Origin of the sequence: Ohessyouella blattaphilus (assembly GCF_024721265.1) — a bacterium.
GTDB lineage: Bacteria > Bacillota > Clostridia > Lachnospirales > Lachnospiraceae > Aequitasia > Aequitasia blattaphilus_A.
Genome location: NZ_JAMXOC010000006.1, coordinates 1 through 12258, shown reverse-complemented (window position 1 = coordinate 12258; position 12258 = coordinate 1). Strand labels below are relative to the sequence as shown.

Here is a 12258-nt window from a genome sequence, read left to right as displayed (position 1 = left end):
AAATATCGGAGGAACAGAGATGATAAAATTACTGATTCTTGCCGATGACTTTACCGGTACCCTTGATACAGCGGTTCAGTTTGCTGAAAAAGGAATTTCAGTAAGAATATCGGTGGATCCTGAAGAAGCACAATTTGATAGTGACTATGAAGTGTTGGCAGTTGATCTTGAGACGAGACACCTTGATAAAAGAGAGGCGTATACCCGAGTATACAAGATTGCTAAAAGAGGGCTGGCAGCTGGTGTTGAATATATTTATAAAAAGACCGACTCTACCCTACGGGGAAATATTGGAAGTGAACTTGAGGCCTTAACGGTCGCTTGCAATCAAGAGAGTGTTTGTTTTCTACCAGCATACCCTCAAGCTGGCAGGACCACCAAGAAAGGCGTTCAGTATCTGGATGGTGTGCCGATTCACAAGAGTATCTTTGGGGCAGATCCCTATGAACCAGTTCGCTATTCGCTCGTAAGTGAGATTATCGGCGAAACTAGCGACATTCAGACTCGTAATGTAGGAACGGATGAGCTAGAAAGCTTATACAAAGGGAAGAAAGACTGCGGAGAAGTGATGATTGTGGATGCGGAGACGGTGGAAGATATTGGCCTAGTGGCAGAGTTTTTAAGCAGGAAAAGAAAACTGAAGCTATTTGCAGGCTGTGCTGGTTTTGCAACGTATCTTGATCGCATAATTTCCTTTAAACATACGAAACTTATCAACTTTCCCGGTGCGAATAAATTAGTAATGGTTAGCGGGAGTTTGAACGAAGTGACCGCTCAACAAATAAGAATCTATGAAGAGAACGGTAGCGAAACACTTGGAAGATTTACATTGAAGGTTTTACAGAAGTTGCAGGAGCATTATTTTCAAAGTGGAGAATGTAAGGAAACGTTACGTATTATCAAAGAAAAGATACAGAATAACGAAGTTTGCATAATTGACACTTTTGATACCGAACCAGGAGAAACAAAACGTATTGCAATAGAGCAGGGGCTTGAAGGGATGGCGCTTGGTGAACGGATAGCAGACAATATCGGCGAGCTGATTGAAATTATGACGAAAAGCTTTCCGGAAGCACTCTACCTGCTTACTGGTGGAGATACTCTATACGGTTACATTAAGAGGCACAAGAAAGCACAAATCATTCCTATTAGAGAAGTGGAAAAGGGAGCGGTTTTGACGGCTGTCAAAGAGGAAGGAAGCCTACTTTTTATGATTACAAAAGCAGGTGGATTGGGGACTGAACGAGTAGTTGAAAATGTGAAAAGTTATATGAAAGCGAGGACGAATTAAAATGGAAAACGTAACAGAAAAACAAATGAGAGCAATCGTAGCATATCCAGATGGAAGAATGGTATTAGAGCAATTTAAAGTGCCACAGTTAGGAGACAACCCTTATGCGCCTCACGATGTGCTTTGTGAAGTAGAGTATTGCGGAATTTGTGGGAGTGATATTCATCGTTGGAAAGAAGATAAGACAGGGGTAAAGACCTCGCCTAGAAGGATGGTGGCTGGTCATGAAATCGTTAGTAAGGTAATTGCCGTTGGTGAAGACGTGACAACAGTTAAGCCTGGCGACCGAGTAGTACATGAGATTGTAACAAATTTCTGCGGTCATTGCCCAGCTTGTAGAGAGGGACGCTATAACATTTGCAATGTCTTGCCACCGATGGAAGGTAGAGCACACTATACAACGGGAGGCGGTTTTGCAAAATATACCGTCTGGCCAGAGTATCAACTGCACGTCTTGCCGGATCATCTGGATCCGATGAAATGTGTATTGATTGAGCCTACGGCTGGCTCTATTCATAGCGTGATTACCAGAATGGGCGTTAAAGCTGGTGAATCCGTGGCGATTCTTGGACCTGGGGCTAGAGGGATCCTAATGATGCAGATATGCAAGGCGATTGGAGCAGGGCCGATAATTATGACGGGAGTAACTAGAGATGAACCCTTCCGTTTAAAAATGGCGAAGGAATTAGGAGCTGATTATATTGTAAATGTTGAGAAAGAGGATATCAGAGACGTAGTAAACAAAGTGACGGGTGGTATCGGTGTAGATGTAGTTTTAGAGAATACCGGTGTAGTAGATCCGATTGATGAATCCTTAGATATTGTTCGTAAAGGTGGCCGTGTTCTCTGGGCTGGTGGTGGAATTCGTGGCGGTATCCATGCGCCGGTAGATACTCACAAAATTATTGTTAAGGAAATTGATATTAAAGGTGAAATTTCTCAGATTCCTTATGACTGGGAAACCGCTATTAAATTAGTTGCGAACGGTAGCGTAAAGCTTGATCCGCTAGTTACTCATTCTTTCGATTTGGATCACTGGGAAGATGGTTTTGATTTGGCACACGACAGTCATGACTGTCTGCGAGTGGCGATTGACCTTACGGATGAAAAAGATCTGTAAAGTTAGCGCTTGCAGATAGAGGAGGTATACTTATGGTAATGAAAGCATTCAAAAAAGTGCCGGGAGGCACAATGATTATCCCCTTGATGCTTGGTGTTTTAACAAATACATTTCTCCCACGATTTTTAGAGATGGGTTCGTTTACGACAGCACTGTTTTCAAGTTCAGGGCAGAATACCATGTTAGGAATGATGTTTTTTATTATGGGAACATCTCTCCAGTTGAAAGAAATACCAGCTGTTTTTAAACGAGGCGGCGTGTTACTAATTTCCAAGTTTATTATTGGGGCGGGGATCGGTATTGCTGTAGGGAAAATATTTGGCATGGAAGGATTATTGGGAATTTCTACCTTAGCGATTATTAGCTCGATTACAAATAGCAATGGTAGCGTATATTTGTCATTGATGAAAGTGTATGGAGATCCGGTTGACTGTGCTTCGATGGCGGTATTAGGAATCAATAACGGTCCGTTTTTGACTATGCTGGCCCTAGGTGCAGGGGGACTTGCGAATATTCCGGTACAGTCCTTAATGGCTTCAATCGTTCCGTTGATTATCGGCATGATTTTGGGAAATCTAGATGAAAGTTTTGCGAAATTTATGGAACCTGGTAGCAATATCTTAATTCCTTTTATCGGCTTTTCCGTAGGAGCGGGAATCAATTTACGAGCGGTTGCAATGGGAGGTATACAGGGCGTTGTCTTAGGACTGGTGTGTTTCTTTGTTGGTGGTTTGTTTATTATGATGTGCGATCGTCTGATTGGAAAGCGTCCAGGCTATGCTTCCTGGGCGGTTGCGACTGCGGCAGGTAATGCCGTAGCCGTACCGGCAACAATAGCAGCTATTGATCCAGCGTGGTTACCTTATGTAGATGGAGCGACTGCTCAGGTTGCAGCTGCCGTAGTTATCACAGCAGTACTTGCTCCAATCGGAACGAGCTACTGGGTGAAGCGTTATGGAAGTCCTCAGTTTCCTAAATATCCAGGACAATTTGACGCAGCGAAAGTGGAGATAAATCATGGAAACAGTGCGAAAGAGCTTGCATAAGCAAATCCGCTTTATAGAATATAGCTTAGCGGTTATGTTAGCAATGACGTTGTTAGTAATCGGGTGGTACATGGCCAAAGATATTTACCGCTTTTCGCTAGGAAATCCAATAGCAGAGACTTTTCATCAGTTGCTTGCCCATGCCTTTCTGTTGTTCATTGGGATTGAATTTATTAAAGTGGTTGTTAGCCCTAATCCTGAGAATATAATGGAAGTAGTGATGGTTACAATTACGAGGGCGATTATTATGGATCACTCATCGATGCTTACAACTTTGTGCGGTGTTGCGGCTTTGGCTGTTGTCTTCGGGATTCGCAGATATTTGCTTCATATAAAAGAGTCTTAATATATATGTATCTTATACTATTGCCTAAAGTGTGTTAAAGTAGAAGAAGAACATTACTTAAAGATGCAATAGTAGAAAATGATAAAGGGGTACATAATATGGAAGCAAAATATGCATTACTAATTGATGCAGAGAATGTCTCACCTAAATACATCGAACCGATTATGAATGAGCTGTCCAAATACGGTAGAATTACGTATAAGCGGATTTATGGGGATTGGCGAGATGATGCCAGAGGCGGCTGGATGAACGGAATCTTGGAAAACGCCATTACACCAGTACAGCAACTGCGTTATGTGGCCGGCAAGAACGCTTCGGATTCGGCGATGATTATCGATGCCATGGATATTCTGTATACGGGGAACGTAGATGGTTTTTGCTTGATTTCTAGCGACAGCGATTTCACTAGATTAACCGATCGCCTACGAGAGGGCGGCATGCAGGTTATCGTTATGGGTGAAGAAAAGACACCGAAGGCGCTTCGTAAGGCCTGTGATATCTTTACGGTGTTAGAGAACTTAATAGAAGAAGACGACACTGAGAAAACTTCGGATGATGAACGGGATACCATTCTTAGTAAGAGCTTAATGGAGCGAGCGATTCGGGATATTATTACGGAGAATCAGAACAAAGGTAAGCGTACGAATTTAGGAGAAGTGGGCAGTCGTTTATTAAAGCTTTATCCCGATTTTGACGTCCGTCTATACGGATATAGCCTGCTGTCGAAATTCTTGGAAAGCCTGCCAAAATTTGAGCTGGAAACCGAGAATGGCCATCACGTCTTCGTAAAGCTTAAGTCAGAAGTAGCAGAAAACGAAGATGTCCAGACCTTTATTAAGAAAAGGGTTAAAGCGAGTGGTAAAAAAGGCATTAGCCTAGGAGATCTTGGTAGAATTGTCCATGAGAAGTTTTCTGACTTTAAGACTTCGGATTACGGCTATAGCCGTTTCTACAAATTTGTGGAAAGCATTGAAAGCATCAGTCTAAAAAAGGGCGAAAATGATTTTATCGCCATCTGCAAAGAATAGGTGTCAATATAGAGGGAAGCGAGATGATTAGTCTCGCTTCCTTTTTAGAATCTTAAATTGATATCCGGGTAATTCACAAGCGCCGCTTAACGGCTCGGAGGAATCGTCTAATAAGTCGACAAAGTCACCGTAGAGACTATCGTGATAAAAGGTAAAAGCTTCGCTATCGGCATTGATAAAAACATAGACTTCACTCTCTTTTGCCAAACGGCGAAAAAGGAGCTGAGGGTTCGTGACGACGAGATTTTCGTAGCTACCATCCCATAGGGCTAGTTCGCTTCTATGAACCTCAATTAGTTTTTTAATTAATTCGGTAAGTTCATTTGGGTGCGGTTTGTCAAAGTGAGGTCGCAAATCGTAATCAGCCTTACCTTCTTCTTTGACACCGGTTGCACCCCATTCACTTCCATAATAAAGGCAGGGGATACCGGGCATGGTAAATAGGAGAGCGTAGGCTAAGGGGAGGTGCTCCTTCGTCTTAAGTAGACTAGCAATCCGGCTTACATCGTGATTATCCACAAAGTTCATAAGATGCTTGCCCCGGTATAGGCACCAATCCTCTTTGCCAAATTGCCGATTTAGGGAATAGGAAATCTCAAACATATTTAGAGAGTTAAAGCTTGAGTGAATTCCTTTATAGCATTCGTAGTTCGTACAGCTTTGGAGCATGCCTTCGTTAACGATAAGGTTGTAATCACCAAAAAGCACTTCACCGATTAAGACAAAATCAGGATTCAAACTACTGCTGTAGCTCCGCAGTTCTTTCATAAAATCATGGTCAAGGCTGTAAGCTACATCTAGGCGCAAACCGTCAATGTGAAATTCGGTAATCCAGAGTTTGACGCAGTCTAGAAGATAAGCCCTTACTTCTGGGTTCTTAAGATTAAGCTTAACCAGTTCAAAATGGCCTTCCCAGCCCTCGTACCAAAAGCCGTCATCGTAGTTACTGTTGCCGTCAAAGTTGATAAGGAACCAGTCTTTATAAGGGGAGTCCCATTTCTTTTCTTTCACATCTAAAAAAGCAAAGAATTCACGTCCCACGTGATTGAAGACGCCGTCTAGGATAACTTTAATATCCTCTTGGTGTAGTCTGTTAACAAGCTGAATAAAATCCTCATTGGTACCTAAGCGGTTATCGATAGCCCGGTAGTCTCTCGTATCATATCCGTGTGTCTGGGAAGAGAAGATAGGGTTAAAAAGCAGATAGTCGACGCCGAGTTCTTTATAATAGGGGATCCAACTATCTAGTTCGTTGATTCTCGAAGCTAAGACGCCGTCGTTTTCTTTCGGGGCATCGAAGAAACCTAAAGGGTATATTTGATAAATTGTACTGCTGTCGAAATTCATAGCCTTACCTCATTTCTTTTATTTCTTACATTTTAACAAAAAAAGAAGAAGGAGAGAAGAGGCGAAAACGTAGAAAACTAGTGCAAAAAGTGGTTGACACAGACCCGCTGCTATAATATAATATCCAAGTATGACGAAAGACGAAACAGTGGTAGCCAATGCCCCGGAAACTACTGATTTCAAAAGGAATTAAGAAGTTTTTATGAATGCCTAAATAGGAGGAAAACCAATGAAGACTTATATGGCTAATCCAGATAAGATTGAAAGAAAATGGTACGTAGTTGACGCTACAGGACATACATTAGGACGCTTAGCATCAGAGATTGCGAAAGTGTTAAGAGGAAAGAACAAACCAGAATTTACTCCTCACGTAGATACAGGTGATTACGTAATCGTAGTAAACGCTGACAAAATCACTGTAAGTGGTAAGAAGATGGAACAAAAGATCTATTACAATCACTCTGACTATGTTGGTGGGATGAAAGAAACGACTTTAGCAGAAATGATGAACAAAAAACCTGAAAAGGTTATGGAACTCGCTGTTAAAGGAATGCTTCCCAAAGGACCTTTAGGAAGATCAATGATGAAGAAACTGTTTGTGTACGCAGGCGCTGAGCACGGTCATCAAGCTCAAAAACCTGAAGAATTGACATTCTAGAGAGGTTTTGAAAGGAGGAAATTATCGTGGCTAATACAAAATATTACGGAACCGGAAGAAGAAAGAAATCAATCGCAAGAGTTTATCTTGTACCAGGAACCGGTAAAATCACTATTAATAAAAGAGACATTGATGAATATCTAGGACTTGAAGTGTTAAAGGTAGTTGTACGTCAACCACTTGTAGCAACTGAGACAGAAGGTAAATTCGATGTTTTAGTAAATGTAAAGGGTGGCGGTTACACAGGTCAAGCTGGTGCAATCCGTCATGGTATCGCAAGAGCACTTCTGCAAGCAGATGTTGAATTCAGACCAGTCCTTAAGAAAGCTGGATTCTTAACTCGTGATCCAAGAATGAAAGAACGTAAGAAATACGGTCTTAAAGCAGCTCGTAGAGCACCCCAATTTTCAAAGAGATAGGGATTGCTGCGAAGAGCAATATATGGAAAAGCTTTTGGAATGCTTGCATTTCAGAAGCTTTTTTATATATTGGGCTTCATTGGAAGACAAGAGATGACCGAGATGGAGCGAAGCGTAGTCGAGGTTGTATCTTGTCTTCGCAGTAATCGAGGTTGCTTCTTGCGTTCGCAGATAACTTTTCGTGATATTACTTCTTATGCTATACTATAATCAACATAACCAAGCGAGGAGGGGATGTCATGCAAAAAGGAAATGTTTTGGTTATCGGCAATTCGGGAGCGGGGAAATCCACGCTCATTAACGCTGTTTTTGGTGAAGAAAGGGCTCAGGCGAACTGGGGGATTACAGGAACAACTGGCGCACTTAATCTTTATGAAGGGGAGAAAATTCCTTTTCGCTTAATTGATACCATCGGCTTTGAACCGTCTTTTTTTAAAAGACAAAAAGCGATTCAGGCAGTAAAGAAATGGTCAAAGGATAGCACCAAAGAAGGGGGAGGAGACGGACAAATCAACGCCATCTGGTTTTGCGTAGAGGGAACGTCGAGAAAACTGTTTCCCGAGGCGATTAAACATTTAGTGAGTGCCACCTCCATGTGGAAATCTGTGCCGATTATTGTCGTCATTACTAAGTCCTATTCGGTGCCAGAGCGGACTCAGAATATCCAGATGGTAAAGGAGGCTTTTGCTAAACAGAAGCGACGAGGGAACTTACGCTATATAATTCCGGTAGTAGCAGCGACGTATTCGCTAAATGAAACTGCTTATGCGCCACCGGAAGGGATTACAGAGCTGATTGAAGCGACGAATGCGGTGCTTCCTGAGGGGCTTCAGGCAGCCGAGAGCGATATGTATTCCTTTGTGCTAGCCCGTAAGCGTAGTCTGGCTCACGGGGTGGTGGCAGCGGCTACGGCTAGCGGAACGGCAGTTGGAGCCATTCCTATTCCCATTGCTGACGGCCTTATTTTGGCCCCGTTAGAAGTGGGTGTGATTAACGCCATTGCCAAGATATACGGCATCGGCCAGGATGATAAGTCTAAGATATTCTTCGATGCCATTAAAGAAGTGGGAACGGTTAGTGTTGCAGCTAAAACGGCGATTAGTGCCTTAAAAGCAATTCCAGGGATTAATTTGGGGGCTAGTGTACTCAATGCTATTATTGCTGGTAGCTTTGTAGCGGCTATCGGCGAAGGAGCGATTTACGCCTTTGAACAAGTATACTTAGGAAAGAAGACCTTAGATGATGTAGATTGGGTGAAAAAGTTGATTGAATCCAAGTTATCGACAGGTTTTGTCAATAAAGTCACAACGGTCATTGACAGTGTCAGCAAGGGCGGTGGTGGAAAAGATATGGCCAAATTAATCTTTGGCTTATTTAAAGGGACGAATTAAAAGTCCGCAATATGGGACAGTAAAAAAGTTATCCTCTTTACAGAAGCAAATGAACGGTTTTTGTAAGGAGGAAATTTTTATGAAAGGATACAATGTAGAAAGCGGTTATATGGGATTTGTAGAAGGGGTTTATATCCTTTTTGCCAGCGAAAGCGATTATTTAGATTATTTGGCAGCGTAAGGCGGATGTATGATATACTAGGGGCTAGTAAGTCAGACTTGAAGGGAGATTTTTAACATGTATAAAGCAAACGAACAGCGTTATGAGAAGATGGTTTACAAGCACTCAGGCGAGAGTGGCTTGAAGTTACCACTAGTATCTCTTGGATTATGGCATAATTTTGGCGACACTTCCCCTTATGACAATATGAAGGATTTGTGCTTTACCGCCTTTGATCACGGCATTACCCACTTTGACCTTGCAAATAATTACGGACCGGAGTACGGAAGTGCTGAGAAGAACTTCGGTAAGATTATGAAAGAGGAGCTAGGTGCTTATCGGGATGAACTGTTAATTAGCACGAAGGCTGGTTATGATATGTGGCCAGGGCCTTACGGCGATTTTGGAAGTCGCAAATATCTGCTGGCAAGCCTTGATCAGAGCTTGCAGCGCCTAGGACTTGACTATGTAGATATTTTTTACCATCACCGGATGGATCCAGATACCCCGCTAGAAGAAACGATGGGGGCTCTTGATCAAGCGGTAAAGAGTGGCAAGGCCCTTTATGCTGGGCTATCGAATTACGATGGCGAGACCATGGAGAAGGCCACGCAGATATTAAGAGAACTTCGTTGCCCGTTTATTATCAATCAGAACTCTTATAATATCTTTAACCGGACGATTGAGGAAAATGGCTTAAAGAGAGCGGCAGCGGCTGAGAAGAAGGGGATTATCGTCTTTAGCCCACTGGCTCAAGGACTTTTGACGGATCGCTATTTAGACGGAATTCCAGCGGATAGTCGAATTTCGAAAGATGGGCGCTATCTGAAGAAGGATAGCTTAGATAGCAAGCGCTTAGCGTGTATTAAGGAACTTAATGAACTGGCGAAGGCGCGAGGTGAAAGTTTGTCTCAGATGGCCCTTAAGTGGGTGCTTCGGGACGGCGTTGTCACCAGTGTGTTAATAGGTGCCTCTAAGAGTAGTCAAATCCTCGATAACCTAAAGGTAATCGATAGTCCAGACTTTACGGAAGAAGAACTGAAAAGAATCGATGAACTTTCGCTCTAAGTTGTTGACCACTTAGTTCGGGATTTTTACCACTTGCCGTTTTCGTATTTACGGCAAGTGGTTTTTATGATTAGATAGATGCAGGAGATAACAGCATGAAAATACGTATTGAAATCGATGAAAATTTAAATCCTGAGGAAGAAGTGGTGGTCATAAAAGCAAGCAGTATTAGTGAAGAAGTCCTAGCGTTGCAAAAAGCCCTAAAAGAGACCATCGGAACCGAGCAAAAGCTAGCTCTTTATAAGCAGGAGCGCGTCTTTTACCTATCTCTGAATGAACTGCTTTTCTTTGAGACAGAAGGTGGGCGGGTGTTTGCTCATACACCCGAGGAAATGTATGAAGCTCAGTACCGGTTATACGAGTTAGAGGAATTATTACCGGGACATTTTATGCGTATTTCCAAATCTACTATTCTTAATACCCGGAAAGTGTACTCTGTCTCCTCGTCCCTTCCCGGGGCCCGGACAGCAGAGTTTAAAGGCTCTTACAAACAGGTGTATATTTCCAGACACTATTACAAAGCATTGCAAAACAAATTAGAAGAAACGAGGTAATATTTTATGAGAAAACAATCAGACAGAATCTTTTGGGGAGGAATCTTTATCATTGCGGCGATTGTGGTGGTTCTCGGTCGGATGGAAATCTTTGACTTTTTTAATTTTTCCCTATTTCGCAACGGTTTTTTGAGCATCCTTTTGCTAGCAGTTCTAATTAAGTGCATCATTTCCCGTTCGATTACCGGAGCCGTCTTTAGTGGAGCCTTCTTAGTGATTATCAACCGCAATTTACTGTGGTTTATCGGCCTTGAAAATCTTTCTATGTGGACCATCCTTTTTGCGGCTACCTTAGTATGCATCGGTCTTAATATTATTTTCCCTGAGAAGTTCAATAAGCAAATCCACGATCAAGTACACAATGAGATGCCCTACGGCCACGCAAGCAATGTAAATGTGGGTGGAGAGACTTCGGGGAGCGCCGGTATGGGTGCGGATATGGACGAGACGAACTTTAGCACCGTCTTTGGCAGCTCGGTAAAATACATCACCGCCAATGATTTTCGCGGCTCGAATTTGGAGGCGGTCTTTGGTACCTTAAAGGTATATTTTGACCAAGCGGTTATCCAAACCGGCGAGCCGATCATTAAGGTAAGTGCGATTTTTGGTACGATTACAGTCTTCGTTCCTAAGGAGTGGCATGTGATTAGCGAAACGTCGGCGGTATTTGCCAGTGTTACGGAACGAGGAATGCGAAGCCCTGATAGTAGCAAAGTAGTTCGCTTGCGCGGGGAGACAGTCTTTGGTAAAGTAGAGATTGTATATGTCTAGAAAAAGGAAGTTGTGGTAATGAGAGAGCGTTTAACAGAAAAAGACGTTGAAAAGATTAAAGAAGAAATTGAGTATCGGAAAGTGGTAGTGAGAAAACGAGAGCTCGAGGCGGTAAAAGAAGCTAGGGCTCACGGAGATCTCAGTGAAAATTTTGAATATAAAGCAGCTAAGCAGGATAAGAATAAAAATGAAAGCCGTATCCGTTACCTAGAAAAAATGCTAAAACAAGCGATTATTGTAGGTGCAGATTCGGCGGCTGACGAAGTCGGCGTTAATGACTATGTGGAAGTCTATTATCCAGAGGATAAGGAGACAGAGAACTATCACCTAGTAACCAGCATTCGCGGAAATTCCCTAAAGGGTAAGATTAGTATTGAGTCTCCTTTAGGAAAAGCGATTATAGGGAAAAAGGTTGGTGATACGGTGAAGATCAGCGTAGGACAAGGCGCGTATCCCGTGGTTATTAAAAAGATAAAGAAAAATTACTCCGAAGAAGAGGACGAAATTCGCGGCTTCTAGTCACCAAAATTTACTTGAGAATGAGGACAGAAGTCAATAACCCACGCCCATAGTTCTATGGACGGAGCTTGTTAAGAGATCTTGTTGACTAGCCTAAGTCTTAACTGACTACGTTATGTAAGAATATATAGACACCCGTGGATGCCTGTTCTAGTCTGCGGCTCTGTGGCATATGGTTAAACAGTTTTGATGGGTAGGAACCGTGCTGTATGCGTAAAACCTTATATAACATTGGCGAAGAACAACTAACCGTCTAATGGCGGAGTTATGCATTAAGTTGCAGAAAGGAGTGTCTTATGGTTTATGTCATAAGCAGAGAAGGACAGCCACTTATGCCGACCACTAGGCACGGTAAAGTGAAACACCTTCTTAGAGAAGGGAAAGCAAAAGTAGTTAAACGCTGTCCGTTTACTATACAACTTACGTATGAGAGCACGACTCATACACAGCCAATCACTCTTGGAGTGGATGCCGGTAGCAAGACTGTTGGTCTTTCTGCCACAACTGAAACCGAAGAGCTGTATGCTTCGGAGACAGAGC

Annotated in this window: 14 protein-coding genes; 13 read left to right on the top strand and 1 reads right to left on the bottom strand. The window is 42.7% G+C overall.

Annotated elements, in window-relative coordinates; genetic code table 11:
* The first annotated feature begins 19 nt into the window (after nucleotides 1-19).
* The 5 genes from NHH16_RS05770 (at nucleotide 20) to NHH16_RS05750 (ending at nucleotide 4831) form a co-directional block, all read left to right on the top strand.
* Nucleotides 20-1291, top strand: a complete 1272-nt coding sequence (locus tag NHH16_RS05770; protein WP_262068639.1) for a four-carbon acid sugar kinase family protein — start codon at nucleotides 20-22, stop codon at nucleotides 1289-1291.
* Nucleotide 1292: 1 nt separating this feature from the next.
* A complete protein-coding gene (locus NHH16_RS05765; RefSeq protein ID WP_262068638.1) occupies nucleotides 1293-2411 on the top strand; it encodes a zinc-dependent alcohol dehydrogenase in 1119 nt (372 codons plus the stop codon).
* A 32-nt stretch (nucleotides 2412-2443) separates the two neighbouring features.
* Nucleotides 2444-3457, top strand: a complete 1014-nt coding sequence (locus tag NHH16_RS05760) for a 2-keto-3-deoxygluconate permease (RefSeq protein WP_262068637.1) — start codon at nucleotides 2444-2446, stop codon at nucleotides 3455-3457.
* The gene (locus NHH16_RS05755) at nucleotides 3429-3803 is read left to right on the top strand and encodes a hypothetical protein (RefSeq protein ID WP_262068636.1); all 375 of its coding nucleotides are present in this window, start codon (nucleotides 3429-3431) and stop codon (nucleotides 3801-3803) included. The genes NHH16_RS05760 and NHH16_RS05755 overlap by 29 nt, the downstream gene beginning before the upstream one ends.
* A 98-nt stretch (nucleotides 3804-3901) precedes the next feature.
* A complete protein-coding gene (locus tag NHH16_RS05750; RefSeq protein WP_262068635.1) occupies nucleotides 3902-4831 on the top strand; it encodes an NYN domain-containing protein in 930 nt (309 codons plus the stop codon).
* A gap of 27 nt (nucleotides 4832-4858) precedes the next feature.
* Here the strand turns inward: NHH16_RS05750 and NHH16_RS05745 are convergent, their stop codons facing one another.
* Nucleotides 4859-6178, bottom strand: coding sequence for an alpha-amylase family glycosyl hydrolase (locus NHH16_RS05745; protein ID WP_262068634.1), 1320 nt, complete (start codon nucleotides 6176-6178; stop codon nucleotides 4859-4861).
* Nucleotides 6179-6407: 229 nt separating this feature from the next.
* Here NHH16_RS05745 and rplM point away from each other — a divergent pair, with 229 nt between their 5' ends.
* The 8 genes from rplM to NHH16_RS05705 all read left to right on the top strand — a co-directional run.
* Complete coding sequence (gene rplM, locus NHH16_RS05740; protein WP_262068633.1) at nucleotides 6408-6836, top strand: 50S ribosomal protein L13; 429 nt, start codon at nucleotides 6408-6410, stop codon at nucleotides 6834-6836.
* Nucleotides 6837-6862: 26 nt separating this feature from the next.
* Nucleotides 6863-7255: a 30S ribosomal protein S9 gene (rpsI, locus tag NHH16_RS05735; RefSeq protein ID WP_262068632.1), complete on the top strand. Its 393-nt coding sequence runs from the start codon at nucleotides 6863-6865 to the stop codon at nucleotides 7253-7255.
* A gap of 239 nt (nucleotides 7256-7494) precedes the next feature.
* Entirely contained in the window at nucleotides 7495-8646 is a 1152-nt protein-coding gene (locus tag NHH16_RS05730; RefSeq protein WP_262068631.1) for a GTP-binding DUF697 domain-containing protein, read from the top strand.
* Nucleotides 8647-8884: 238 nt separating this feature from the next.
* Nucleotides 8885-9874, top strand: a complete 990-nt coding sequence (locus NHH16_RS05725) for an aldo/keto reductase (protein WP_262068630.1) — start codon at nucleotides 8885-8887, stop codon at nucleotides 9872-9874.
* Nucleotides 9875-9969: 95 nt separating this feature from the next.
* On the top strand, nucleotides 9970-10428 hold the full coding sequence (locus NHH16_RS05720) for a LytTR family DNA-binding domain-containing protein (RefSeq protein ID WP_262068629.1): 459 nt from the start codon (nucleotides 9970-9972) through the stop codon (nucleotides 10426-10428).
* A 6-nt stretch (nucleotides 10429-10434) separates the two neighbouring features.
* Nucleotides 10435-11199 carry a cell wall-active antibiotics response protein gene (locus NHH16_RS05715; RefSeq protein ID WP_262068628.1) on the top strand — a complete coding sequence of 255 codons (765 nt, stop codon included), beginning with the start codon at nucleotides 10435-10437 and terminating at the stop codon, nucleotides 11197-11199.
* Nucleotides 11200-11217: 18 nt separating this feature from the next.
* Nucleotides 11218-11718 carry a transcription elongation factor GreA gene (greA, locus tag NHH16_RS05710; RefSeq protein ID WP_262068627.1) on the top strand — a complete coding sequence of 167 codons (501 nt, stop codon included), beginning with the start codon at nucleotides 11218-11220 and terminating at the stop codon, nucleotides 11716-11718.
* A gap of 296 nt (nucleotides 11719-12014) precedes the next feature.
* On the top strand, nucleotides 12015-12258 hold a 244-nt coding region (locus NHH16_RS05705), incomplete at its 3' end, for an RRXRR domain-containing protein (protein WP_262068626.1).